Source organism: Winogradskya humida, from assembly GCF_016862215.1.
Classification (GTDB): Bacteria; Actinomycetota; Actinomycetes; order Mycobacteriales; family Micromonosporaceae; genus Actinoplanes; species Actinoplanes humidus.
In genome coordinates this window covers 36522-62338 of record NZ_BOMN01000060.1, presented here as the reverse complement: position 1 = coordinate 62338, position 25817 = coordinate 36522, and the positions used below count along the sequence as shown (strand labels likewise).

Sequence of the window (25817 nt, the reverse complement as noted above, 5' to 3'; positions counted from 1 at the left end):
CGGTCAGGCTGCGACGGGAATGGGGTTCCGGAGCCAGGAGAGGGCTTCGGTGGCTTCCATGGGTTCGGAGTAGAAGTAGCCCTGGCCGAGGGGGCAGCCGAGTCGGGTGAGGATGCGTTTGTGGCGGGCGTCCTCGATGCCCTCGGCGACGACGGTCAGGCCGAGGGACTGGGCGAGGCTGACGATGCCGCTGACGAGGGCGAGCTGCTGGGTGTCGCCGAGCATGTCGTCGATGAACATCTTGTCGATCTTCAGGACGTCGATGGGGCGCTGGCGGAGGTAGCCGAGGGAGCTGTAGCCCGTACCGAAATCATCGATCGCGATTTTGACGCCCAGATCGCGGAGGGTCGCCAGGTCGGTCCAGATCTTCTCGTCGTCACCCATGAGCAGGGTCTCGGTGATCTCGAGCATCAGGGCGTGCGGGGGGACGCCCGCGAATTCCAGTGACGCGCGGACCTGGTCGACGAAGCCCTGCTGGCGGAACTGGCGGACGGAGACGTTCACGCTGACGTACGGGCGACGTACCCGGGGCAGGATGCGCCACCACTGGGCGACCGTGTGCAGTGCCTGGTCGAGGACCCACCGGCCCATCGGGACGATCAGCCCGCTCTCCTCGGCGACCTCGATGAACTGGTCGGGGGCGATGATGCCGCGGGTCGGGTGGTCCCAGCGGACCAGGGCCTCGAAGCCGACCACGTCGTCGCCGGCCAGTTTGACGATCGGCTGGTAGTGCAGGACGAAGTGGCCCTCGTTGACCGCGTGGTCCAGGGCGGAACGCAGTTCCAGGCGTTCGACCATCGCACTGTGCAGGTGGTTCTGGTATCGGCGCCAGCGGTTCTTCCCGGCTCCCTTGGCGACGTAGAGCGCGAGGTCGGCCTGGCGCAGCAGTTCGTCGGCGTTGTCCGCCTCGGGGGTGGTGGTGATGCCGACGCTCGCGTTGGCCTGCAGGGTCGCGCCGTCGACGATGATCGGTTCGGCCAGGGCGGCGAGGATGCGCGTCGCGGTCTCCTCGACCGCGCCCGGGTCCTGGACGTTCTCGACGAGTGCGGCGAACTCGTCACCGCCGAGGCGGGCCGCGGTGTCGTCGGCGCGCAGGGCCGCGGAGATGCGTTCGGCGACCGCGATGAGCAGCTGGTCGCCGACGGCGTGGCCGAGGGTGTCGTTGACGATCTTGAAGTCGTCGAGGTCGATGAAGAGGACACCGACGACCGAGCCGTCCCGGGCGCCGCGGGCCAGGGCGTGCTGGAGGCGGTCGGCGAAGAGTGTGCGGTTGGCCAGGCCGGTGAGCGAGTCGTGGAACGCCTGGTGGATCAGCTCGCGTTCGAGGCGGCGGCGCTCGGTGACGTCGCGCAGGGTCACGACCATGCCGGCCACGGTCGGGTCGGTGCGCAGGTCGCGGCAGTGCATTTCGAGCAGGACCTCGGTACGCCGCCGGCCCAGCGCCCGGAAGTCGAGCCCCTCGGCCGGGGAGTCGCCGACGCGTACGGTCGCGAGCACCTCGTCGAGCCGCTGCCGGTCGCCGGGGTGGATGAGCTCGGGCAGGAGCAGGCCCGCCGGGTCGGTGCCGAGCACGTGGACGGCGGACGGGCTCGCGTACCGGACCCTGTTCTCGTCGTCGACGATGAGGATGACGTCGGACGTGTTCATGACCAGGGTCCGGAAGTACGCCTCGCTGTTGCGCCGGATGACCTCCTGGCTGAGCACGATCCGTTCCAGCGCGAGGGCGACCTGGGTGGCGAGCACCTCGAGCGCCTGCTGCAGGTCGAGCAGCGCCCAGGTGGGGGCGCCGACGTGCAGGACGCCGACGAGCGGGTCCCCGCCGGGGCGGTCGGCGAGCACCAGCGGGCAGCGCAGCACCATGGCGAACTGGTTGAGCCGCGTCGCCACCGCCCAGTCGACGTCGCGGACCGCCACCAGCCGGGCCGCCGTACCGGCCCTCCGGTCGAGGGCGTTCTGCGCGGCGGCCTCCGGCGAGACCTGGGCGTCGGGGCCGGTGAACGCCATGGCGAGGACCACCCGGTGCGGGGTGTCCGCGGGCAGCAGTGCGGCGACGGATCGGCGTACGGCCTCGGCGACCTCGTCCGAGTCGGCCGCCGAGACCAGCGCCGCGGAGGCCTCGCGCAGACCCCGCTCGCGGGTCACGGCGAGCCGGTTGCTCGCCATCACGCCGGCCATCCGGGCCAGGACGAGCAGGAACGTCAGCGCGCTCAGCGCCGCGATGACGTAGATGTCGGGCACCTCGCCGTTGAGGCCCACCTGGAAGACCAGCACGGCCGGGGCGACCAGGGAGGCGAGGGTGAGCAGGGCGAGACGTACCCGGCCCAGCTCGCTCGGGCCGACCAGCGTCGGGCGGGTCATCGCCGTCATCGTGGGGTCGAGGGCGGCGAGACCCACGGCGGCGTAGAACGGGATGCGCCCGAAGCTGGCGAGGAACGTCGGTGCGCTGTGCGAGGCGACCAGGCTGTTGACCATGTCGGCGGCGAGCATCGCGAGGATGCCGGCGGCGAGCCAGGCCGCGGCGAACGGGGGCCGGCCGGAGGCAATGAGCAGCCGGGCGAGCACGGCCAGGCAGATCAGGTCGCAGATCGGGAAGACGATCGCCAGCCACACGTCACCGGTCGACATGCTCGGGTCGCGGATGTGCGGGCCGATCACGAACGTCCAAGCGAGCAGGGCCACGCCGGAGGTCAGGGTGAGCGCGTCGAGCAGCCCGCCGCGGTCACGGCGCCCGCTGGTGCGGTGCCGCGCGAAGAGGGCCAGCGCGGCGGCCAGCATCGGGTAGACCGCGATCAGCAGCACCGTGGCGATCACGGTCAGGGCGGGAACCGAGTCGCTCTCCGCGTTGTAGCTGATCGCGCCGACCGAGGAGACCACGACGGTCGCGGCGAGCAGCTGCCACGGGCCACGGCGGTCCGGGGTGTAGCGGCGCAGGGCGAGGATGATGACGGCGAGCGCGGAGCCTCCGGCGAGCACCCGGACGGGCATCTGCAGGGCGTGCACAGACGCGAAGAGAATGCCGAGAACGACCATCCAGCCCCCGAAAAGGGCAGCAACCAGCCGTGTCGGCATGGTGCCCCCTTTCCGGGCTCGTGCAGGCGACGCCCCCCTGATCGGTTACTTGCCGGGTCAACTGAGCAGAATCGCACTGTGTCCGACACTGCAACCGACTTCGTCCGCGCGAACACCCGTGTCGCGCCCGTACCCTTCCTTCCCGAGCTGGTGCTGCACCAGGCCGAGGAGCCGATCGAGCTCTGGGAGCGCACCGAGGCGGCCGGTGGTGAGCAGCCGCCGCCGTTCTGGGCCTTCGCCTGGGCGGGCGGTCAGGCGCTGGCCCGCTGCGTGCTCGACGAGCCGGAGCTGGTGGCCGGTCGTGACGTCCTCGACCTGGCGACCGGCAGCGGGCTGGTCGCGGTCGCGGCGGCCAAGGCCGGGGCGCGGTCCGTGCTCGCCAACGACATCGACCCGTTCTCGCTGGCTGCCACCCGGGCCAACGCCGAGGCCAACGACGTCAAGATCCAGCTCTACGAGGGAGACCTTCTTTCCGAGGGGTACGCCGAAGCCGGCGTGATCCTGGCCGGAGATGTCTTCTACAGCCGCGAGATGGCCGCTCAGGTGCTGCCGTTCCTGCGTCAGGCGGCGGGCCGCGGCGCGTTGGTGCTGGTCGGCGATCCGGGCCGGGCGTACCTGCCGGGCGAGGGGATGGTGCTACGGCACACGTACGACGTACCCGTGGTCGAGGCCCTGGAAAGCGTCCCGATGCGCCGTACCAGCGTGTGGCAGGTGGTTTTTACGTACCGGTAACCCCAGATTGTTCAACAACTCTTGTGTGATCGTTGAACAATCCCTAGCGTCAGACGTGCGCCTCCCATCGAACCTTCGCGATTCAGGAGAGCCCATGTCGAAGACCGAGACCACTCAGCCGACAGCCGCCCGCAGCCGCCGCACCGCCCTGATCGGGGCGATCTTCCTGATGGCGACCAGCGCCATCGGCCCCGGCTTCATCACCCAGACCACCACGTTCACCGCGAAGCTGGGCGCGGCGTTCGCGTTCGGCATCCTGATGTCGATCCTCGTGGACTTCGTCGTCCAGATGAACATCTGGCGGATCATCGCGGTCAGCGGGAAACGGGCCCACGAGATCGCCAACGCGGTGGTCCCGGGCGCCGGCTACCTGCTGGCCGCCCTGGTCATCCTCGGCGGCCTCGTCTTCAACATCGGCAACGTGGCCGGCTCGGGACTCGGCCTCAACGCCGCACTCGGGCTCAACCCCAAGCTCGGCGGCCTGATCAGCGCGGTCCTCGCCATCTCGATCTTCGCCATCAAACGGGCCGGGCTGGCGATGGACCGGCTGCTGATCGTGCTGGGCCTGCTGATGATCGCGCTCACGCTCTACGTCGCGATCGTGTCCGGGCCGCCGGTCGGTGACGCGCTCACTCAGACGGTCCTGCCCGACGACATCGACTTCGCCGCGATCACCACGATCATCGGCGGCACGGTCGGCGGGTACATCACCTACTCCGGCGCGCACCGGTTGCTCGACAGCGGCACCACGGGGCCTGAGCACATCCGCGAGGTCACCCGGGGCGCGCTGACCGGGATCGCGGTCACCGGATTGATGCGGTATCTGCTCTTCCTCGCCATCCTGGGCGTGGTGGCGGGTGGCGTCGTGCTCGACACCAGCGGCAACGCCACCGCGCAGGCGTTCGAGTCGGCGGCGGGTGAGTTCGGGATGCGGGCGTTCGGGGTGGTGCTCTGGGCGGCGGCGATCACGTCGGTGATCGGGGCGGCGTACACATCGGTCTCATTCTTGATGTGTTTCTGGCCTCGCTTCGCTCGGCGGGCTGTTCGCTCAGAGGATCGGTTCATGTCCTGGGCAACAGTTGGGTTTATTGCCTTGTCTACGGTGATCTATTTGGTGATCGGGACGGCGCCGTCGGCGTTGCTGGTGTTTGCGGGTGGGTTCAACGGGCTCATTTTGCCGATCGGGTTTTCGATCCTGTTGTATGCGGCGTGGAGGCGGCGGGAGCTGCTGCGGGGGTACAAGTATCCGGTGTGGTTGCTGGTGCTCGGCGGGGTTGTGGCGGCGTTGACCTGGTATATGGGCGTTGTGTCGGCGCGGACGATCTTTGACTATCTGGCGGGGTGACGTGGTGGATCTCAACAGCGATCTGGGTGAGGGCTTCGGGGCCTGGAGCCTCGGCGACGACGCGGCGATGCTCGACATCGTCAGTAGCGCCAACGTCGCCTGCGGGTTTCATGCCGGTGATCCGCGGAGTCTGCTGGCCACCTGTGAACGGGCGGTCGAGCGGGGTGTGGTGATCGGCGCGCAGGTCGGTTATCGGGACCTGGCCGGGTTCGGGCGGCGGTTCATCGACTACGAGACCGAGGACCTGGTCGCCGATCTGATCTACCAGCTCGGGGCGCTCGACGGGTTGGCCCGGGCGGCCGGTGACCGGGTGCTCTACGTCAAACCGCACGGCGCGCTCTACAACACGATCGTGCACCATGAGCAGCAGGCGGCGGCTGTCGTCGACGCGGTCCGGCGCTACGACCCGGACCTGCCGGTGCTCGGGCTGCCCGGCTCGGTGTTTCTGGAGCAGGCCGAGGACGCGGGGCTGCGCATCGTGCGCGAGGCGTTCGCCGACCGGGGTTACAACGCGGACGGCACGCTCGTCTCGCGGCGGCTGCCCGGGGCGCTGCTGCACGATCCCGATGAGGTCGCCGAGCGGATGCTGCGGCTGGTCACCGATCGCACCCTGGTGGCCGTCGACGGGTCGGTCATCAAGGTCGAGGCGGACTCGCTCTGTGTGCACGGCGACTCGCCCGGGGCAGTGGCTATGGCGCGCGCTGTTGCGGAGAAGTTGGCTGCTTCGGGCGTACAAATCAATGCTTTTGCGGGAAACGACCAGTGACCAGGTTTCTCAGGTGTGGGCGGGAGGCCTTGCTTGTCGAGGTTGATGATCTCGATGCGGCGCTCGGGTTGTATGCGGCTTTGCGCGAGGCGCGGCTGCCGGGAGTGATCGATCTGGTCCCGGCGGCGCGCACCGTGCTCATCCGGCTCGATCCCGCGATCACGTCGCCGGCCGAGGTGCGGGAGGCGACCTCGGCGCTGCCACTCAAAGGACCAAGCCGCGGGTACGCCGGAAGCGTCGAGATCCCCGTCACCTACAACGGTCCCGACCTGCCCGACGTGGCCGCCCACCTCGGCGTCACGCCCGCCGAGGTGATCAAGCTGCACACGTCCGCCCGCTGGACAGTGGCATTCTCGGGCTTCGCACCCGGCTTCGGCTACCTCACCGGGCCGGAGCTCGACGTGCCCCGGCGTGACTCGCCGCGTACCCGGATCCCGGCCGGTTCGGTGGGCCTCGCCGGGCGCTTCTCCGGCGTCTACCCGCACGACAGCCCGGGAGGCTGGCAGTTGATCGGCACCACGACCATCCGCATGTGGGACCTCGACCGGCCGGAGCCCGCGCTGCTCGTCCCGGGTGTGCAAGTGACCTTCAGGGCGGTGGAGTCGTGAGCATGCGGATCGTGCGGACCGGGCCGCTGACGGTGGTCAAGGACGCGGGGCGGTTCGGGCACACCCATCTGGGGGTCGCGCCTTCCGGGGCGGTGGACCGGGGGGCGTACGGCCGGGCGAACGCGCTGGTCGGCAACCCGCCGGGCGCCGCGGTGCTGGAGTGCACGCTCGGCGGGCTGCGGGTCAGCTTCGATTCGCCCGCGGTGATCGTCCTGACCGGGACGGACGCTGTGCTGGTCGTCGACGGCGTCAGGACCTCGCTGGAGGAGACCGTGTCCGTCGCCGCCGGGGCGGTCGTCTCGGTCGGTATGCCCAAGCGGGGGCTGCGGAGCTATCTCGCCGTGCGGGGTGGCTTCGACGTCCCGCCTGTGCTGGGATCACGGTCGACGGATCGGCTCGCCGGAATCGGGCTCGCGGTGAGCGTCGACGCCGTCCTCCCCATCGGCTCACCAAGTTTTGATCACGAGCCGGACTCCGCCTCGCTCAACTCCCCTTTGTCCCGGCCGCCCGAAGCCGACTCCCCTTTGTCACGGCCGCCCGAGGGGCCGCTCGAGGTTGATCTCGGGCCGCGGGATGACTGGTTCACCGGCGAGGCGATCGAGGCGTTCCTGAGCAGCGAGTTCGTGATCACCCCGGCGAGCGACTCGGTCGGGCTGCGCCTCGACGGTCCGGCCCTGACCCGCGCGATCAGCGACGAGTTGCCCAGCGAAGGCGTCGTCCGCGGCTCGGTGCAGGTCCCGCCGGACGGCAGACCGATCATCTTCCAGGCGGACCACCCGGTGACCGGCGGCTACCCGGTCATCGCCGTGCTCACCCCGGAATCCGCCGACCGCGCCGCCCAGGCCCGGCCCGGCGCCCGCTTCCGTTTCGTCCGCGCTCCCGGCTGATCGACCCGCGGGCCGGGCTGGTTGACTGGACGCGTGACGACCGTGGAGAAGCCGGGGTCCGCCGCACGGGCCGTGGAGCAGTTGCGCAACGCGATGATCAACGGCGAGCTGGCGCCCGGGACGCGGCTCTCGGAGACCTCGCTGACCGGGCCGCTGGGGGTTTCGCGCAACACTCTCCGCGAGGCGTTCTCCACGCTGATCGAGGAGGGACTGCTCGTCCGGCAACCGCATCGCGGGGTGTTCGTGGCGTCGCTGAGCCCGGCGCAGATCGCGGACATCTATCGCGTACGCGTGCTGCTGGAATGTTCTGCCCTGAGCCAGGCACCCACCGACCCGCCGCGGGCAGCGGGCCTGCGCACCGCGGTCGACGACGCCGGCCGTGCAGCCGACGCGGGTGACTGGCGCGCGGTGGGCACGGCCAACATGCACTTCCACGAGCAGATCGTCGCGCTGGCCGGCAGCCCCCGCCTCGACTCCTGGATGCGCCAGCTGACCGCCGAGCTCCGGCTCGCCTTCGTCACCGCACCGGACCCGGAAGCGCTGCACCGCCCGTTCGTCGCGATGAACGACGCCATCACCAGCACGTACGAGGCCGGCGACGCGCACCGGGCCGCCGACATGCTCCGCGACTATCTGCTGACCTCCGAACGCGTCGTCCTCGGGAACCTCCCCTAGGGCACAAAGTTGCGTCAAAACCCGCGATGGCGCAACATCCTGCGGCGTCGGTTGTCAAACGCGGGCCAATCGCGTCTGGCCGGGAAACATATGTCTTGCGCTCAGAAACGATTGCCCGGACCTGACGATCAACACCGCATAAAATTGCGGCTTCCCGGCACCCAGCGCAACATCTAGCCCCACGGCCCCGCAGCCCCGCAGCCCCACGGCCTTTGTCAGCCCGCCCCGGCACCCGGTCTACCGGGCGTTCACCGACCCCGGCAGCAGGTCGCGCAGGCCGAAACCGTCGTCGACGATGGCGTCCGGCTGAGCAGAGCCTTCGGGGGTCTCGCGAGTGGTGCGGGGTGAGCGGAAGAGGATGGCGGCGCCCGCTCCCGCGCGGCGGGCGCAGGCGATGTCGCGGCGGTAGCTGTCGCCGACGTACCAGCAGGCTTCGGTGGGGACGGAGAGGGCGCGGACGGCGTACCAGATCATCTCGGGGTTGGGTTTTCGGACGCCGGCCTCGTCGCTGTAGATCTGGGTGGCGAAAAGGTCTCCCACGCCGGCCCTGGTCAGGAAGTCGCGGTGGGCCGCGCCGCAGAGGGTGTTGCTCACGACCGCCAGGGGCAGGCCGATCGCCCGGGCCGCGCGTAACGCCTCGGGGATGCCGGGGCGCAGCGCCCAGGTCGAGCGCCACGTCCAGTCGTAGCTGAGCCGGGTGGCGTTGAGACGGACGGCTTCCTGCGCGGCGAGCGGCCACGACGGTGTGACGAAGCGGGCCCAGACGTCCTCGTGGCCGAGCTCGGCCGGCTCGTCGAGGTCACGCCAGGCTGCGTACGCCTCGGAGCCCGCCGTCAGTGCCCTGCTGATCTCGCCCGGGGTGAGCCTGCCCTCGATCAGGTTGTAGAGCCTCAGCACCAGCTCGGGCGGGGCAGCGCCCGGTGACGGCGAGTCGGCCAGCACCCCACCGAAGTCGAGCAGCAGCGCGGCGGGCGGGATCACTTGGCGTTGAGGGTCCAGGCCCGGACGCCGCCGACGATGCCGGCGGTGTTCGGGACGACCACGACGTCGTCACCCATCCGGGCGAGCTGGGCCGGGGTGATCAGCCGGGAGTTGCCGCCGCCGAGATAGACGCGGTCCCAGAGGAAAACCGGGCGCAGCCCCTCGATCACGTTGCGGACCCGGCGGGACCAGAGCGCGTCACCCAGCCGGCGCCGCTCATGCTCGCCGATGTAGGTGTCGTAGCTCATCCCCCAGCGCACCGGGGCCTGCGACATCTCCAGGTGCGGGGCGAGCTGACCGCCGTCGAACAGCGCGCAGCCCAGGCCCGTGCCGAGCGTCAGGACCAGCTCGCAGCCGGTGCCGGCGACCACCCCGGCGCCGTGCACCTCGGCGTCGTTGAGGACCAGGGTGGGCAGGCCGAAAGCCTCGGCCAGGGCGGTGCGCGCGTCGAAGCCGAACCAGGCTTCCTGCAGGTCAGGATCGATTTTGGTACGCGGCCCGCTGCGCGTGATGTAGTGCGGGGTCGCCACCACCACCCCGTGCCGCAGCATCCCCGGCATGCCCACGGTCACCCGGTCGGCGGTGGGAAGCTGCTCGCCGAGCGTCACGAGCGTCTTGACAAAAAGATCGGGATGCAACGGGTACGGGGTCGGCACGCGTAACGGCTGCGCGCGCATCGTGCCGGCGTCATCCAGAACCGAGCCTTTGATGCCGCCGCCGCCGCAGTCGATCGTCAACGTGAAAGCCACGCCTAGCAGTGTGCCTTTTTTCTCAGAAGCGGGCAAAGCTCCGGATGGGCATCCGCGGGCCGAATTTCGGTGCCATGATCCCGCCGGCCGCGAGCAGCTCGCAGACCCGGCCACGGTGCCCGGCGAACGGCTCCAGCAGCTCGAGCATCCGCGCGTCCGTGCCGCGGGCCTCCCCCGCCAGCGCCCACGCCACCGTGTTGGGGATATGGAAGTCGCCGACACTGACGGCGTCCGCGTCGCCGTAGGCCGTGCGGACCGTCTCGGCCGCCGTCCACGGACCGATCCCGGGGATGGCGACGAGTCTGCGGGTCGCCTCGGCGCTGTCGGTGCAGCGTTCCAGCCGGGCCGCCTCGGCCGCGCAGCGCAGCAGTGCCTGGGTGCGGCGCTGCTCGACGCCGAACGGGTGGAAGACCCAGTAGGCGGTGGCCGCGACCGCCTCGGGGTCCGGCGGGAGCAGCAGCCCGCCCGGGCCGGGCGCGGGCTCGCCGAAATGCTTGACCATGGCCCGGTAGGCGCGGTGCGCCTCGATGCCGGTGACCTTCTGCTCCAGCACCGCCCGGATCAGCCGGGGAAACACCTGGAACGTCGCCGGGAACCGTAGCCCCGAGAACGTGCGGGCCAGCCTGGCGATCAGCGGATGGGCGGCGGCCAGCCCGGGGAAGTCACCCAGGTCGTCGCGGAGCCCGGCGATCGCGTCGGCGTGCTCGGCAAGCCAGTCGGCGCCGGGGCCGTGCGTGGTCGCGGTCAGCTCCGCGCCCGCTCTGCTGAGGTGCAAAGTTCCAGGACCCTGTGGGGTACGCGCGGAGAGCCGGAATTCTCCGTCGGCGAGCTCGCCGCAGGGGTCGTGCGACACGACGAGCAGCGTCCGCAACGTCCGGGTGAAGTGGTAGTGCTCCGGCGTTTTCAGCCGCCTGACCACCGTCTTCACCTGCGCCACTATACGTCCGGGACGCGGAAATGCCGATGGCCCTGACCGCGCTCCCGGTCAGGGCCATCGGGGTGGGTGGACACGGACACCCGAGTCGGTCCGCATGTCACCCAGTGATGGAGCTGGAAACTCGATCCGAGCCGGTCCCGCGCCTCCTTTCGTCAGCCGTTTCCGTGCTCGGAACGCCTGCCGCTGGTGCCGTCCTCAGGGGGATGGACGACGCCCGGTTCCCGATGGGGGGTCCCCGCCGGGGCTGCGCCATGTCAGAACTGGCGTGCCCCGAGGGGGTCGGTTACCCGGATAGCGGAAGGGCTCCGTACTCAGTTGTTGTTGTTCCCGCCGTCAGCGTTGTCGCCACCGCCGTTGCCGCCGACCTGGACCCGGGCGGAGTCGAAGGCCGGGGTCTCGTTGGCGCGCTGCATCATCGGGATACGGTGCGAACCGTCACCGGCCCACGAGGAGCACTGGAAGGTGCCCTCGGTCGGCAGGCCGGGAACCTGGATGTTCACCACGTCGGGGGCGGCACCACCCTTGCTGTCCTCGGTGGCGACGAAGAACGCGGGCACGGGCTCCGGGTCCGGAGCCTCGTCGGTGCTGTCCAGCACGCGGCAGGCGGTGTGGAAGTGACCGCGGACGAGACCGTTCTGCAGCACCGACGACTCGACGTAGTAGCCACCCTGGCCGGCCGCGAGGAAGCGGTCACGGATCAGGTTGCGGGTGCTCACCTTGATGGTGAACGCCTGACCGACGGCGACGTTGGTCGGAATCTCGGTGATCAGCAGCGACGGGTTGTTCGCGGCGACGCCGACCTCACCGAACTCGGTGGAGACACAGCGGTTGCCGTCCTGGAAACCGGTGTGGGCGTCCAGGTTGCTCGTGTCGCAGCTGTTGGTCAGGATGCCGAGACCGGCACCGGGCGGCGGGGTGGCCGGGGTGGTCGGAGCCGTGGTCGCGCCACCGCCGTTGTTGTTACCGCCACCGTTGTTGTTGCCGCCACCGTTGTTACCGCCACCGGCCGCGGTGCTGCCGGAGGGTGCGGGGCTGGCAGCGCCACCGTTGTTGCCGCCGTTGTTGCCGCCCGTGTTGCCGTTCATCCAGTCGCGGCAACGCTTGCGCAGCGTCTCGGTGGTGGGCACGTCGCCCGCACCGTCGTCGGCGTGCTGGGTCACCTTGCCGTTTCCGGTGGTGTACGTGCCGGTCTTCGTCTCCGTCGACAGCTTCGACTTCTTCGGCGCCTGGATGTTGTTACAGGCGGCGAGAGCGCGCTGCTGGTTACGGCTCTTGGTGCTCGCGTCCGACACCTGCGTGACGGTGACGATGCTGCCGAAAGCAACCACGGTGGCAACGGCGGCGATGATCCGGCGCCGACCGGTGAACCATGCGGGGAACCTGGATTCGCTCCGGTAGTGCGACCTTCGCATTGCTGACACCTTTCTGTGTCCACAGGTGGCGGACGGTGGAGCCGCCGGGGGTTGAGCCTTTGACCGGGTCTGTGCTGACCAGATCTGGAATTGCGGGTTGCTCTGTTGCTCTAGCTACCGCGCCGGAAGATGCGCATCGTGGTCACTACGCCGGCCACGAGGGCGCCGGCGAGGACAAGGAGAATGACCGAGGTGCTCACTCCGGGTACGCCACCCGAGCTGCTCGCCGCCGCCAGCATCGCGTTGTCGACCGGGACCGGGCCCTTGCCCGTGACGGCCGGGGCGGCCGCCGTCGGCAGTGCGCCGTAGTCGACGATCCCGCTGCTCTCCAGCAGCGTCATGTGCGTCATGACGAACTGGTTGGCCTGCTGCGCCAGCTTGCGGACCGAGTCGTTGCGGGTACTTGCCCGGATCGTTCCGATGGCCGGGAAGATCTTGCCGTGAGCAGCGCGCAGCCGATCGACGTAGATCTGGTCGAACTGCTTGCCGGTCTTCGCCGCTGCCATCTCGTCGAGCCAGCCCTGCTGGTCATTGTTCGGCACGTTCGGAAGCTCGATCCCGAGCTTCTTGGCGACCGCGATGTCGAACTTGTCGAGAATCACGTGCTGTTCGGAGATCGACTTGCTGAACTTCCGGAGATTCTCGTCGTCCGACTTCTCCTGGGCCATGTTCCCGGCGGGGATCTCCCAGAGCCCGGCGAGCCGGACCTTGATGACGAAGTCCTTGTCGGCCGCGGAGACCGTTCCCGCACCGTCGTCGGTCAGCCCGGTGTTGGGCGGGACCGGGACACCGTCGGCAGCCCGGGCGACGCCGGCGGGAGCCAGCACGAACGCCAGGGCCATTGCCAGTACGCCCACAGACGAGCGGCGAAGCCGGCGTGAGGAGCGGGCGGCAATCATCTTTTACACCTCCGACAACGGATGGGAAAACGATTCCGGCGAACGTGCGGAACGCTGGAAACGCTAGGAGCAATCAGTGCTGTGTCGCAATGGAACAAGGCTCGTACCGAACCGATTTAAAGAAGACTTATGAGCGCTGATTCGACGCACTCACGAGTGCGCGAGCACTCAGTAGCTGTAGTCGGACCCGCTGTCAGAACCGGCGTCACCACCGGTGTCCGCGGCCTCTTCCTTCGGCGGCGCGACGGCCTTCGAGACGGCCGGCAGACAGGTCAGGTTCTTCTTGCCTTCGGGGGTGATGACGAACCAGGCGGCCGCGACGTTCTGGCCCTTCCACTGGCCCGGCTCCTTGTCACCGATGTAGGTGTAGAGGGGCCAGTTGTCCAGGGTCAGCTGCAGCGTGCCGTCCTCGCGCTTGACGGTGCCGACGAGCTTCGCGTCCACACCCTCCAGCTTGGGCGTCTCACCCTTGTTGATCACGGCGGCCGGCCACACCTTGGCGCAGTCACCCTTGCAGTTGGAGACCGCCTCGGGCTTCGCCTTGTCCTTGTCGAAGCGGTAGAGAACGAAGCCGTCCTGGTTCTGGACCGTCTCGCCCATCCGCTTGACCGACGTGGCCTTGAGCGCGGAGGTGACCTCGTCGTCGCTGAGCTCGGTGGCGCCGGACTCGTCCGCGCCCTCCTCCGTCTCCGCGCCGGGTGAGGCGGTGGCGCCGGGGGTTGCCCCCTCGGTCGCACCGGGGGTGGCCGCTACGGCGTTCGCCGCGGGCTCCGCGCCATAGTCAGCGGTGGCGGTGTCCCCACCGCCGTATCCGGCCGGGGCACAACCGGGCAGCGCGAACGCCGCCGCGATCGCAGCGCTGACGACGATCAACTTTCGCTTCACCGGTACCACGAGAGCCCTCCACTGTGATCATTCATCTCCGTGTCCGCGCTGTAGTACGGCGCCGGTGCCGCCATGGTTGAAGAAATCCACCGATCAATTTCCCAGTTTTTTCTTTGAACCCTTCGCCGCCACGATCCGTAAATGATTGGCCTTTCACAGTCTTCGTCGCGGGCTGTAATTGCGTGATTTCGCTGCGTCCACTTCGGGGCAACACAAAAGCCCGGCCACCCTTTTCGGATGGCCGGGCCTGTTTCAGTGCTGGATCAGGGAACGCGGACCAGTGTCTCCGCATCACCCTTCGAGTCGACTTCCTGAACCTGGACATGCGCGATGTCGCTCTTCGGCAGCGCCGTGGCAGCCTGCAGCAGCAGCGGCTCCTTCTGCGCGGCGGTGCCCCAACCCTTCTCCCCCACGGTCCAGGTGGAGAGGACCTCGGTGGTGCCGTCCTGACGCACGGCGACGAGCCGGCACGCCTTCGGCCCGGAGATGTTGGCGACCGCGAAGGAGACCTGGGTGCCCCAGTCCTTCTCCTCATACGCCACCTGGAGCTTCACGCCGGTGCGGGGATCCTGGCCACCGACCAGTTCGCCCTTGAGGTCCGGGCCACCGACACCGATGCCGTCTCCGGGATCGGGCAGCGGGTCCAGCGTCTTGCTCGACCCCTCCGCCACCGTCGTGCCGCTCGACTTCTCGGGGGCGAACCACTGGCCACCGGCGAAGAGCGCGCCGACCGACAGCATCGCGAAGACGACAACCGCGGCGGCCAGCGTGTAGAGCCGCCGGCTGTTCGCCTTGCGCCGCTCCGTGCGAACCTCGCCGATCATCTTCTTGAGGACCAGGCCGTCCTTGCGCGACTGCTCGGTGGCCACCAGCGCGTCGGCGTCGACATCACTGAGGATGTCCACCACCGGCAGCAGCGACTCCAGCTCGATCGCACAGGCCGGACAGTCGATCAGATGATCCTCGAACCGTTCCGCGTCACGCTCGTCAAGCACGCCGAGGGCGTACGCGGCGACGTCGAAGTGTTGTTCCTGCGTCATTACTCGGTCACCCCCCGCTGCTGCAGAGCCGTACGCAGGGCCCGCAGGGCGTAATACACCCGCGACTTGGCCGTGCCGAGAGGCAGGCCGAGCACATCCGCGGCCTCCGGGACCGTCTTGCCCCGGAAGTACGTTTCGACAAGGATCTCGCGGTGCGACTGGCTCAGCGTCTTGAGCGCGTCGGTCACCGTCATCAGCTGCAGCACCCGATCGGTGTCGTCGGCCGTGCTGGGGAAACTCTCCAGCTCGCGGTCGTACGTCTCCGGCGGGCGGGCACTGACGCTGCGGTGATCGTCGATCGCGATCCGCCGCGCCACCGTGACCAGCCAGGGCCGCAGCGACTGCTGCCCCTGAGCGCCGAGCCGGTGGGCATTACGCCACGCCCGCAGCAGCGTCTCCTGAACGATGTCCTCGGCCCGCTGCCTGTCCCCGCCGGTGAGGCGGAGGACGAACATCAGCAGCGGTCCCGCATGCTCCTCGTAGAGCATCCGGACAAGCGTGTCCTCGTGACTCGCGGTCGCGGACCCGGCCTCATGGCGGGCCTGTCGCGGCATCACGCCGTCATCATTGCCAGCACTACGGCCTCCGTCGAGAGCCTGCCACCGGCCTCCGGAACGCTGCTGTGTCATGACGCCCACCCGTTCCGGCGCGAGCCGCTCCATGACCGTCGCATGCATCGATTCCTCCTGCCGGTGCTTTCCCCGTCGCCCCTAGTACGGGCCAGTGTGCCCGCCGGGATCAAAGCGATCGGGAAAATTTCCGGGCAGTGCGGAGGCGCGGGAGCATGGACGCGCAGTCGCAAGAGATTCCTCCGGTTCAAAGCGCGTATGGGCACGACCGGTCACCCCGCCGAACACGGGGAGTCCAGGACGCGCAACAGGGGGCGCTACATCCATGGGAGCCGATGCGACCCCCGGGGCACGCGAATAATACTCAGCGAAACGGCTGCAACGACAGACGCGCAGTGCGCATCCCACACGCTCGGACGATGCCGCATCAGCAGCCCGTTACGCACTCTTTACAGTGCGTCGCAAAAGCCCCTCCGGCGCCATCACTGAGTAATCCAAAGGCAACCCTGAGCAGGTCCCCCCACCCACCGCCAAAAGGTGCGAAAGCCACAATCCCCTGAATGATCCGTATCGGAGAGTCACCACCATCCGATCGGGTCACACCGGCACCGCGCAATCTGGATAGTCATCAACACAAGCAGCCCAGCATGGTCATCCCGGGCGCGCCGCGCTCTCCGATCGACCCCCACGCGCGCCGCGCCATCCCCATCCGATCCCATCGCCGCGGCCCAGACCGGTGCCTGCGGGTGCGCCGCGGCCTGATCCGGCCTCAGTGGCCACGTCGCACGCCCGATCCGGGCACGACAAGGGCGTCGTTCTACCCAATCCGGGCACGACGGACGTACCGCTCCACCCAATCCGGGCACGGCTGGTGCGTTGCGCCGTTATCGGGCGAGTTGCTGGAGCCAGTCGTGCAGGAGGGCGGCCTCGGTCGGGCGGAGGGGAAGCGTGGGGTCGTCGGTGGCGGCGAGGGCCGCGTCGAGGGCGAGGGCTCGTGAGGCGACGGTGGCATCCACGACCGCGGGCGGGTCGGTGATGAGGGAGTCGATGAGGGTGTTACGCATCCGGACGGAGACCTCCGGGTCACGCTCGCCGTCCGGGGCACCGATCAGGGACAGCGTGACGCCGACGACGGCCGCCTGGCAGAGGCCCGCTGCCATCGCGACCGGGACCCGGAGCCGGCCGGCGTCGGCGATCCGGTCGAGGAACTTCAGCAGCAGCCCGTGGGCCACCTCGCCGGCCGGCGGGCGGCGACCGGGCCGGTCGGTGCCGAACATCAGCAGGTAGAAGGCCGGGTGCCGCAGCCCGAAGTCCACGTGGATGTCCCAGCCGCGGCGCATGTCGTCGACCGGGTCACCGCTGGGTGTCAGCGTGTTCTTCTCGGCCAGGTAGAGGTCGAAGGCGTGGATGGCCAGGGCTGCCAGCAGCCCGTCCTTGTCGCCGAACAGCTGGTAGAGCGACGCCGCCCGGATGCCGGCCGCCGTGGCGACCGAGCGGGTCGAGACCGCCTGGGCCCCTTCCCGCTCCAGGATCCCGGCCGCCACCTCGAGGATCTGCCGCCGGGTACGGGTCTTCGCGTCATCCACGTTGCAATGCTACGCCATTAGGCGTATCACTGACTCATACAGTGCTACGCGATTCAGCGTGGCAGTGATACGAGCAGGGAGCGAACGATGAACCGAGTCGGATACGGCGCCATGCAGCTCGCCGGCCCGAACGTCCTGGGCCTGCCGGATGACCCCGAGTCGGCGCGGCGGGTGCTGCGCCTGGCGGTCGAACTGGGAGTCACGTTCTTCGACACCGCGAACGCCTACGGGCCCCGGACCGTGAACCAACTGATCGGGGAGGCACTGCGCCCCTTCCCCGAGGACGTCATCATCGGCAACAAGGTCGGCGCGGGCCGCGGCCCGACCGGATCATGGATCGTCACCGATCACCCGGACACGATCCGCCGGCAGGTCCACGAGTCCCTGACCGATCTGGGTACGGACGTGAGCGACCTGACCTACCTGCGGCTGAGCGGCGACTACGGCGGCCTGGAGAGCGACGTGCCGCTGGAGGATTCACTCGGCGCCCTCGTCGAGCTGCGCGACCAGGGCCTGATCCGCCGGATCGGACTGTCCGGCGCATCCCCGGAGATGCTCGCCCGAGCGCAGAAGCTGACCCCGATCGCCGCCGTGCAGAACCGCTTCAACCTGCTCGACCGCAGCGGCGTCCAGGTCCTCGCCGACTGCGAGGCCCAGGACATCATGTTCGTGCCCTACTACCCCCTGGCCTCCGGGCAACTCACCGGCCACACCGGCCTGACCGCCCCCGCCCAGCGCCTCGGCGCGACACCGGCCCAGATCGCCCTGGCCTGGCTCCTGCGCCGCTCCCCCGCCATCGTCCTCATCCCCGGCACAGCCAACCCGGCCCACCTACGCGCCAACCTCACCGCATCCGACATCGCCGCCACCCTGACCGACACCGAGGTGGCCCGCTTGACCGCCCTCACCGACGAATCCCAGGCCACCCTCGACCACCCCCATGAATCCACACTCAACATCCTCCGAACCGCCACCCTCGGCACGCGCTGACCTGCACCGCTTCAGTCCCCGCGCCGTCGTGGTCCGCCGCGGGCAGGTAGGCCTGGATCCGCGACCGCCCCAGGTAACAGCCGCAGGGCAGACCGCAAGCGGCAGGCGGTGGCAGGCAGGCGGGAGGGCGGCAGGCAGGCAGGAGGGCGGCAGGCAGGAGGGCGGCAGGCAGGAGGGCGGCAGGCCGAGAGGCCGGAGGCAGGCGATGGTGCAGGCGGGCGACCGTGCGGGCGGGCGGTAAGCGGCAGGCCCAACCGCCACTGAAGCCCGACGGCAAGCAGCACACCGAGCCGCCACCCATAGTCCGACGGCAAGCGGCACACCGGGCCGCCATCAAAACCCGGCGGTGAGTGGCAAATGGCCGTTAACGAAGGCGGGCGGTGGCGGTTGTCAGGGCTCGGTGGAGGACGCGGGAGTCGCCGAGCATGCCGCGGAGGCGGCGTTCGAGGCCGGCGATGGGGACGAGGTTCTGCGGGGCGCGGGGGTCCTTGTAGGCCGAGGAGGCGAAGCGGGGCAGCGTGGCAGCCGACAGCTCCGCGAGCTCGATGGCCTGGTCAGGCGTGAGGTCCGGGGAGCATTCGATGCGGACGATGCCGGCCCACGGCGCGCCGGAAGCGCCGGGGAGGCGGAGGTACCAGGACCAGCCGCCCCAGACGGTGCCCATGCCGAAGACCGGGGTGCGCTGGGCGGGTTTCAGCGAGGTGACCACCGTGGTCAGGGCCGCCGAGAGGTACTGCTTCTGCTGGGTCTTGACGTAGCCGATGGTGCGGGGCAGCTGGCGGCGGTTGCGCAGCGGGCCGTCGACCACCAGGAGGTCGGCGCCGTCGGAGCCGTGGTTGCGGGCTTCGCTGGAGATGTCGATCTCGAGGGCGGTCAGTGGGGGCTGGACGGCCGCGGGGAGTTTGCTGGCCTCGCCCGTGCCGCTGACGCGGTGGACCTCGTAGCGGACCGAGCCCGCGGTGACGTCCTCCGCGGAGGGGCTGGCGGTGAAGAGGCCGCGGGCGACGCGGGCGCCGGCGAGCTCGGCGCGGCCGTTGTGGAGGTCGCAGCGGACCACGCCGGCGGCGTAGGAGGCGGCCAGGCCGGCGTAGGACTGGCCGTCCTCCTCGGCTGTCCAGAGGCCCGCGTCGTTGCGGCGGACGCCGTCGACGAGGAAGACGACGTCCGGGGGCTTCAGCCGGGCCGGGACGTCGACGGGGGCCCACTGATCGGCGGGGATCTCGACGTCGGTGTTGACCTGGGCGCTGCTGGGCGAGCCGGGGCCGTCCGCGGCGTCGCCGCCTTCGAAGGAGGCTCCGTAGGACGGGTCCCACGCGTCGACGAACATTCTGGTCAAAGGCCGAGCCTCTCCACGTGTGCCGTACGGGCGTCCTTGTGCACCTCGAAGCGGACCGGGACGCGTTCCGCGAGGGCGTGCACGTGGGTGACCACGCCGACCATGCGGTCACCGCGGGCCGCCAGGTTCTCCAGGGTGGCCGCGACCACGTCGAGCGTGGCAGCGTCCAGGGTGCCGAAGCCCTCGTCCAGCACGATCGACTCCAGGCTGGCCGCCGTGGTCGACATCCCGGCGAGCTGCTCGGAGAGGGCCAGGGCGAGCGCGAGGGAGGCCTGGAACGTCTCGCCGCCCGACAGCGTGCGCACTCCCCGGCGCAGGCCAGCGTCGTGATGGTCGACCACGTAGAACTCGCCCTTGTCGTGCATGAGGTCGTACTGGCCGCCGGTCAGCTCGCGCAGGATCCGCGAGGCGCCGTCGACGAGCAGGTCCAGGGCTTCTTCGAGGAGCCAGCGCTCGAAGTTGTTGGCGCGCAGGTGACCGGCGAGGGCCTTGGCGACCCGGTTGTCGCGGACCAGGCCGGCGCGCTGTTCCGCATACGCCTGGGCTTCCTCGCGCCGGTCGCTGAGCCGCTGCCAGGCCGCTTCCGCCCGCTCCGCCGCGACCGCCGCCGCCCGGATCAGGTCGGCGTCGGCGCCACCGGCGGGCGCCGGGAGCTCCGCGTCGGTGAAGAGGGCGACCACCTCGGTGCGGGCGCGCCGGGTCTCGGCGTTGGCGGCCTCGACCGCGGTGGCGGCCTCGCCCCGGGCCACCTCGCGCTCCTTGGCGGACTGCCGGGCCCACTCGACCAGCGTCGCCCAGGCGGCGGCCAGGTCGTCGCGGTCGGCGGGCGGGGGTGCGAACCGGGCGACCGCGTCGCGGACCGCGTCGAAGGACCGCCAGGCCGTACGCTGCTGCTCCTCGGCTGCGGCGACCGCGGCCTGGGCGCGGCGCTGGGCCTCCCGGGTCGTACGCACGTCCGCGCCGGCGTTGTCGAGTTTGCGCTGGAGCTTGGTCAGCTCCGCGAGCCGGGTCTTGAGCGCGTCCTGGCCCGGCGAGTCGGCGAGGGCAGCCTTGACCTCGGCGAGGCGCGACTTGTGATGCTCGAACTGGGCGCGCTTGCGGTCGAGGCCTCGCTCCAGCTCGCGGGCCACGGCGTCGCGCTGCTTCCACGCGTTGGCGGCGACGTCGGAGGCCGATCGGGCAGCCTTGCCCTGCTGCTCGGCGGCCTGGACCGCGGAACCGGCAGGCATCGGCGGCACGGTGGTCACCTGCTGCTCGCAGACCGGGCATTCGTGGCCGGCGGTGAGGTGGGCGCGCAGCGCGGCGGCCCGGTCGAGCGCCTGCGCCTCGGCGTAGTCGAGCCGCGCCTGCTCCAGCAGCTGCTCGGCGCCGAGCTTGGCGTGGTGGGCCAGCTCGGCGGAGGCCACGGCGTCCTTGCACTCGACCTCGGCGACGGAGACCTGCCCCGCGAACCATTCGGCCTGGTCGGTGAGGCGGTCGAACTCGATGTGCCGGTCGAGCATCAGCCCGAGCGAGCCCGCGTCACCCGCGGCAGCGAGCTCACCTCGTACTTTCTCCTCGAGCTCTTCGGCCGACCGCACCTCCGCGACCGCCTTTTCGGCAGCAACCCGCGCCTCGGCTGCGGCTTTTGCGGTCTGTGCGCTTCCTTCCGGGGTACGCACGCGGCCCAGCAGAGCGAGCTCCTGCGCGACGGCATCCCGGGCGGCGGCGAGCTCGGCCTCCCGATCGCGAACCGCCTTGAGGCGCGGCACGGCCTGCTCCACCGCGGCGGTCAGCTCCCGCATGGCGGCCAGCCGGGTCGCGGCAACCTCGACCGCCTCGTCGTCGGCGTCGGCGAGGTTGGCGAGCGCCCCGTCGACGATCTGGAGCTGTGCCTCGGCCTTGCTCGCCCGCGCCGTGGACCGCGCCTGCACCTCCTCGTAGACGTGCAGTCCGAGGAGGTTGACCAGGATCTGCTGGCGGGTGGCAGGCTTGGCGTGCAGGAAGTCGGCGAACTGGCCCTGCGGCAGCACGACACAGCTGGTGAACTGCTCGTAGGGCAGCCCGACCGCCTCGACGACGGCGGAGTCCATCTCGGCGGGGGTGCCCGCCAGCACGTCGCCGAGATCGTCCAGGCTCATCCCGGTGTCGAGCCGGGTCACGTCGAAGCCCGGCGGCATCAGCTGCAGGCCGGCACCGGCGGTCTTGACGTTGCCCCGGCCGTCGCGGCGCACCACCCGGGTGGCCACGTAACGCGAGCCGGCGGACTCGAAGACGAGCCGGACCCGCGCCTCGGTGGACGAGGGCGCGAGCGCGTTGACGATCCCCCGGCTGCCGCCCCAGCGCGGGACGGTGCCGTAGAGGGCGAAGATGATCGCGTCGAGCACGGTCGACTTGCCCGAGCCGGTCGGGCCGACCAGCGCGAAGTAGTCGGCGTCGGTGAAGTCGACGGTGGTCTCGTCCCGGAACACCGTGAAGCCGGCCATGTCGAGCCGCAGAGGCCTCATCCGCTTACCCCGCTTCGCTCGAACGCGCATAAGGCCAGGGCACTGAGCCACTTGCATTCGCTTCGCTCATTCACTTTGTGCTGCTCACCTCGTCGTAGAGCTCGTCGAAGAGTTCCCGGACGCCTTCCTCGGCGGTGCCCTTGTTGTCGAGGTAGTCGCCGAAGAGCTCGCGGGGGGACCGACCGGCGCGCTGGGCCATCCGCTCGCCGGACTTGTCGGGGATCATGTCGGGGTCGATCCGCACCTCGAGCGCGTTGGGCAGCAGCTCCTGCACGTCCTCGCGCAGGCCGACCCGGGGCGTCTCACGGACGAAGACACGGAGCCAGGCATCCGGAAGGTTCACCGTGGCGAGTTGTTCGATGGTGCCGCGCACCGTGCGGAGCGCCTTTGCCGAGGTGATGGGCACGTCGCGGGTCTGGGCCGCCTTGTCGACGCCGACGTCCACGATCGCCACGGAACAGACGTTCTCCTCCTCGCCGAAGTCGATCGCGAGGGGGCTACCGCTGTAACGCACCGGGCCGGGGCCGATGACCCGCTGGGAACGGTGCAGGTGACCGAGGGCGACATAGTGCGCGTTCTGCGGGAAGACGGTCGGCGGGACGGCGTACCCCATGATGGTGTGCGCCTCGCGCTCGCCGCCGCCCGCGCTGGCCCCGACCACGGTCAGGTGGGCCGTGAGCAGGTTGACCACGCCGGGCTCGGAGAAGCCCTCGCTCAGCCGCGCGATCAGGCGCGCGATGTGATCCGCATACGTCTGGTTAGCCTCGGCGGCGGTCAGGTCGTACATCTCGACGGCGCGGATCGCGTATCGCTGGGAGAGGAACGGCAGGGCAGCGAGCTGCCACTTCTCGCCGCCCTCGGTCTCGCCCTTGAGGATCAGGTCCTCGGGCTTGTCGCGGACCGAGCCGCGCAGCTCGATGCCGGCCGCGTCGGCCCAGGGCCGCAGCGCGTCGAGGGCCTGGCCGTTGTCGTGGTTGCCGCCGATGGCCACGACCCGGGCCCCGGTCTGGCGCAGCGCCGACAGCGCCCGGGTGACCACGCGGGTCGCGTCGGGCGAGGGCGCGGCGGTGTCGTAGAGGTCACCGGCCACGATGACGAGGTCGGGCCGTTCGGCGCGGGCGACGTCGACGACCTGGCCCAGCACCCGGATGTGTTCCTCGTGCCGGGTACGTCCCTTGAGGACCTTCCCGACGTGCCAGTCGGAGGTGTGCAGGATGCGCATCGCAGAACCTTAGAACGGAATGTCGTCGTCCGAGGAGCCGCTGCGGCCGCCCACGACCGCGAACGGGTCGACGCCCTGCACGATGGAGCGCATCGTTTCGGCCGGCGGCGGCCCGGACTCGGACTTTCGGGTGGCCCAGGCCGGGAACGGGAATTCCACGCACAGCGGCACCGGGATGTCGGGCTGGTTGACGAACATCGTGCCGGGCCGGGCCAGCAGCGCGCGCTGGCGCATCGCCGGGGGCAGGAAGCCGTATTCGGGGCGGGAGGCCTCCGCCGGGTCGAGCCGGCCCACCACGCGGATCGCGGAGTTGGTGACGATGCGGCGCTCGACCTCGCTGGCGGTCTGCTGGGCACCGATCAGGATCACGCCGAGGGAGCGGCCCCGCTCGGCGATGTCGAGCAGCACCTCCTTGATCGGCGAGGAGCCCTCGCGGGGGGCGTACTTGTTGAGCTCGTCGAGGACCACGAAGAGCAACGGGCGGCCGGTGCCCGCCTTCTCCTTGTCCTCGAATTCCGTCTTGAGGGTGACACCGACCACGAAGCGCTGCGCCCGGTCGGGCAGGTTGTGCAGGTCGACGACGGTGACCTGGGCGCTCTCCGCGGTCTTGATCTGGTGCGGGCGGCGCGCGGCGAGGTCACCGCGGATCAGCCGGGACAGGTCGCGCTTGCTGCCGATCAGCCGGCGCGCGAACGCGTTGACCGTGCCCATGTTGACCGCACTGCCGGCCCAGGTGGACCGGGTCTCGTCGTCGGTGAGCTGATCGACGATGTGGTCGACCATGTCGCCGTAGGACCCGAGGCGGCGCCCGTCGATGCTGATGCCGCCCTCGGCGGGGACCGCGTGCCGGGCCAGGTGGGCGGTGACGGAGTGGACGACCATCGTGTACTGCTGGCGCTCGTCGTCGGCGTCCGCGAAGACATACGGCAGCAGCCGCTTCTCGCAGAACTCCTCGATCGTCCAGTAGAAGCTGTCGACCCCGGTGAGCCGGCTCGCGACGTCGGGCGCACCCGAGGAGTCGTTCGCCCGCGGCGGTGCGTAGACCCGGACATCAGGGAAGGGCGTCGCAGGCAGATCGAGCAGTTTGTACGCGGCGCGCGTCCGGTCGTCGAGTTTGGTGTTGGGGTGATCGAGGAAGAGCAGGTCCTCGCCCTTGACGTTGAAGATCAGCGCCCGCGCGTTGGTGCCGTCGGCGCCGAGCTGCCCGGAGCGGAACACCGAGTAGAGCAGGAACGTCGCGAAGCTCGTCTTGGTCGCCACGCCGGAGATGCCGGAGATCGACACGTGCGCGCCGCGGGTGCCGTCGAGGAAGTCGGCGTTGAGGAAGACGGGCACGCCGTCGCGGCCGGTGCCCATCGGCACCCGGCGCTCCATCCGGTCGAAGTGCAGCGCAGCGTCGCGGGCGGCACCGGTCGCGCGGTGCACCACGGCGCCGGGGGCGGGCGGCACGTAGAGCTCCGGGTCGACCCGGGTGGTGGTGATCTCGGCGGCCTCCTGCACCAGCGCGGGCAGGGTGCCCTCGGCGATGGCGAACACGTCCGAGTCGAACTGGGCGCCCTCGTGCCGGGCCCGGACCTGGGTCACCACGCCGGCGATCGTCACCGGCTCGCGGTCGGGCAGGTCACGCTTGGTCACGACCACGTCGTCGAGCTGCAGGTAACTGCCGGGCGTCACGGCCGTCCAGAACTGCAACGGGGTCGCGTCGGCAGTCCCGAGGACTCGGCCCACGGGGTCATTAGCCAGTTCAACTTCGTCAGACACGCCGATCATGTTGCACCAGGGGTCTGACAAGTTGTCGGACGGCACGTCGGTTGGCATGCGTTGTCCACAAGTTATGGGGGTCATCCACAGACTTATCCACAACTTCTAGCGGCTCCGGGCGTACCGGAGAAAAAGATAGTCGTCCTCGGAGAGCGAGCTGAGCAGTGACATCTTGCGCGGCGAACCGTCTTCTCCGGTTGCTATGCGGCCTGAGGTGCCGCCGGCGAGCATCGGAGCGACTGTCAGGCAGAGCTCGTCGACAAGGTCTTCCTTGAGCAGGGCCCCGAACAGGTGCGGCCCGCCCTCGCACAGGATCTGCAGGGCGCCACGCTTGTGCAGCTCGGCGACCATCCCGGCGAGATCGGTCATCTCGATGATCTCGGCGACGTCGGCGAGACCTGGCGGCGGCTCCGCGCCCGCGCGGGTGAAAACGAGCGGCCGGATCGGGGCGTCGGCGAAGACCAACTGCTTCGGATCGAGATCGAGGCTGCCCGAGACGATCACCATTAGGGGGAACTCGGGCAGACCTTGGCCCTTGCGCCACGTGCGGCTGTGCTCGTTCAGCCGCAGCCCGTCGTAGTTCTCCGCGCGCACCGTGCCGGCCGCGACGACCAACGCGTCGCTGACCATCCGCAGCGTGTCGAAGATCTTCTTGTCACCCGGACCACCCAGCGCACCGGACTTGCCGTCGACCGTCGCCGCCCCGTCCACACTGCTGATGAAGTTGACCCGCAGTGTCGGCGCCGCCATCCGTGGGTAGCGGTCCGCGAGGTGATCAGGGATCATGGCGAGGCCGGTCCGGTGCTGACAGTCGCACCAGGAACCACCCCGGCAGTCCTCGTGCCGCAGCTCCCGGCAGGCAGGACAGATCATGGACCAACC

Annotated in this window: 22 protein-coding genes; 7 read left to right on the top strand and 15 right to left on the bottom strand. The window is 70.0% G+C overall.

From position 1 onward, the window contains the following. Nucleotides 1–3: 3 nt before the first annotated feature. Nucleotides 4–3069, bottom strand: coding sequence for a putative bifunctional diguanylate cyclase/phosphodiesterase (locus tag Ahu01nite_RS24155; RefSeq protein ID WP_203838885.1), 3066 nt, complete (start codon nt 3067–3069; stop codon nt 4–6). A gap of 78 nt (nt 3070–3147) precedes the next feature. On the opposite strand from Ahu01nite_RS24155, the gene Ahu01nite_RS24150 reads away from it, so the two are divergent. The 6 genes from Ahu01nite_RS24150 to Ahu01nite_RS24125 all read left to right on the top strand — a co-directional run bounded on the left by Ahu01nite_RS24150 (nt 3148) and on the right by Ahu01nite_RS24125 (nt 8082). Beyond that, complete coding sequence (locus tag Ahu01nite_RS24150; protein ID WP_203838884.1) at nt 3148–3801, top strand: class I SAM-dependent methyltransferase; 654 nt, start codon at nt 3148–3150, stop codon at nt 3799–3801. Between the two features lie 94 nt (nt 3802–3895). Further along, nucleotides 3896–5146, top strand: coding sequence for an NRAMP family divalent metal transporter (locus Ahu01nite_RS24145; RefSeq protein ID WP_203838883.1), 1251 nt, complete (start codon nt 3896–3898; stop codon nt 5144–5146). A gap of 4 nt (nt 5147–5150) precedes the next feature. Beyond that, nucleotides 5151–5912: a LamB/YcsF family protein gene (locus Ahu01nite_RS24140; protein WP_203838882.1), complete on the top strand. Its 762-nt coding sequence runs from the start codon at nt 5151–5153 to the stop codon at nt 5910–5912. Further along, nucleotides 5909–6520, top strand: a complete 612-nt coding sequence (locus Ahu01nite_RS24135) for a 5-oxoprolinase subunit B family protein (RefSeq protein ID WP_203838881.1) — start codon at nt 5909–5911, stop codon at nt 6518–6520. The genes Ahu01nite_RS24140 and Ahu01nite_RS24135 overlap by 4 nt, the downstream gene beginning before the upstream one ends. A gap of 2 nt (nt 6521–6522) precedes the next feature. Next, nucleotides 6523–7407 carry a 5-oxoprolinase subunit C family protein gene (locus Ahu01nite_RS24130; RefSeq protein WP_239159094.1) on the top strand — a complete coding sequence of 295 codons (885 nt, stop codon included), beginning with the start codon at nt 6523–6525 and terminating at the stop codon, nt 7405–7407. 33 nt (nt 7408–7440) lie between these two features. Continuing rightward, nucleotides 7441–8082 carry a GntR family transcriptional regulator gene (locus tag Ahu01nite_RS24125; RefSeq protein WP_203838879.1) on the top strand — a complete coding sequence of 214 codons (642 nt, stop codon included), beginning with the start codon at nt 7441–7443 and terminating at the stop codon, nt 8080–8082. Nucleotides 8083–8319: 237 nt separating this feature from the next. Here Ahu01nite_RS24125 and Ahu01nite_RS24120 read toward each other — a convergent pair whose 3' ends face one another. The 9 genes from Ahu01nite_RS24120 to Ahu01nite_RS24080 form a co-directional block, all read right to left on the bottom strand. Then, complete coding sequence (locus tag Ahu01nite_RS24120) at nt 8320–9060, bottom strand: HAD-IA family hydrolase (protein ID WP_438874821.1); 741 nt, start codon at nt 9058–9060, stop codon at nt 8320–8322. Beyond that, the gene (locus tag Ahu01nite_RS24115) at nt 9060–9812 is read right to left on the bottom strand and encodes an ROK family protein (protein WP_203838878.1); all 753 of its coding nucleotides are present in this window, start codon (nt 9810–9812) and stop codon (nt 9060–9062) included. Before Ahu01nite_RS24115 ends, Ahu01nite_RS24120 begins: the two co-directional genes overlap by 1 nt. A gap of 22 nt (nt 9813–9834) precedes the next feature. Further along, nucleotides 9835–10740, bottom strand: coding sequence for a DNA-3-methyladenine glycosylase family protein (locus Ahu01nite_RS24110; RefSeq protein ID WP_438874820.1), 906 nt, complete (start codon nt 10738–10740; stop codon nt 9835–9837). Nucleotides 10741–11060: 320 nt separating this feature from the next. Then, the gene (locus tag Ahu01nite_RS24105; RefSeq protein WP_203838877.1) at nt 11061–12161 is read right to left on the bottom strand and encodes a Pecanex-like protein 1; all 1101 of its coding nucleotides are present in this window, start codon (nt 12159–12161) and stop codon (nt 11061–11063) included. 110 nt (nt 12162–12271) lie between these two features. Beyond that, nucleotides 12272–13060, bottom strand: coding sequence for a DUF4142 domain-containing protein (locus tag Ahu01nite_RS24100; protein ID WP_203838876.1), 789 nt, complete (start codon nt 13058–13060; stop codon nt 12272–12274). Between the two features lie 168 nt (nt 13061–13228). Then, nucleotides 13229–13945, bottom strand: coding sequence for a COG4315 family predicted lipoprotein (locus Ahu01nite_RS24095; RefSeq protein ID WP_307794543.1), 717 nt, complete (start codon nt 13943–13945; stop codon nt 13229–13231). A gap of 263 nt (nt 13946–14208) precedes the next feature. Then, the gene (locus Ahu01nite_RS24090; RefSeq protein WP_203838874.1) at nt 14209–14985 is read right to left on the bottom strand and encodes an anti-sigma factor family protein; all 777 of its coding nucleotides are present in this window, start codon (nt 14983–14985) and stop codon (nt 14209–14211) included. Further along, nucleotides 14985–15662 (bottom strand): sigma-70 family RNA polymerase sigma factor, encoded by a 678-nt coding sequence (locus Ahu01nite_RS24085; protein ID WP_203838873.1) that lies wholly within the window; start codon nt 15660–15662, stop codon nt 14985–14987. The genes Ahu01nite_RS24090 and Ahu01nite_RS24085 overlap by 1 nt, the downstream gene beginning before the upstream one ends. A 776-nt stretch (nt 15663–16438) precedes the next feature. After that, nucleotides 16439–17140 carry a TetR/AcrR family transcriptional regulator gene (locus Ahu01nite_RS24080; protein WP_203838872.1) on the bottom strand — a complete coding sequence of 234 codons (702 nt, stop codon included), beginning with the start codon at nt 17138–17140 and terminating at the stop codon, nt 16439–16441. Between the two features lie 87 nt (nt 17141–17227). Here Ahu01nite_RS24080 and Ahu01nite_RS24075 point away from each other — a divergent pair, with 87 nt between their 5' ends. After that, a complete protein-coding gene (locus tag Ahu01nite_RS24075; protein ID WP_203838871.1) occupies nt 17228–18130 on the top strand; it encodes an aldo/keto reductase in 903 nt (300 codons plus the stop codon). A gap of 364 nt (nt 18131–18494) precedes the next feature. Here the strand turns inward: Ahu01nite_RS24075 and Ahu01nite_RS24070 are convergent, their stop codons facing one another. From Ahu01nite_RS24070 to Ahu01nite_RS24050, 5 genes are all read right to left on the bottom strand, one after another. After that, entirely contained in the window at nt 18495–19466 is a 972-nt protein-coding gene (locus Ahu01nite_RS24070) for a hypothetical protein (RefSeq protein WP_203838870.1), read from the bottom strand. Continuing rightward, nucleotides 19463–21952, bottom strand: a complete 2490-nt coding sequence (locus Ahu01nite_RS24065) for an AAA family ATPase (RefSeq protein ID WP_203838869.1) — start codon at nt 21950–21952, stop codon at nt 19463–19465. The genes Ahu01nite_RS24070 and Ahu01nite_RS24065 overlap by 4 nt, the downstream gene beginning before the upstream one ends. A gap of 70 nt (nt 21953–22022) precedes the next feature. After that, complete coding sequence (locus Ahu01nite_RS24060; RefSeq protein ID WP_203838868.1) at nt 22023–23174, bottom strand: exonuclease SbcCD subunit D; 1152 nt, start codon at nt 23172–23174, stop codon at nt 22023–22025. A 9-nt stretch (nt 23175–23183) separates the two neighbouring features. Then, the gene (locus tag Ahu01nite_RS24055; protein ID WP_438874819.1) at nt 23184–24944 is read right to left on the bottom strand and encodes an ATP-binding protein; all 1761 of its coding nucleotides are present in this window, start codon (nt 24942–24944) and stop codon (nt 23184–23186) included. Between the two features lie 96 nt (nt 24945–25040). Then, entirely contained in the window at nt 25041–25808 is a 768-nt protein-coding gene (locus Ahu01nite_RS24050; protein WP_438874818.1) for a pyrimidine reductase family protein, read from the bottom strand. Nucleotides 25809–25817 lie beyond the last annotated feature (9 nt).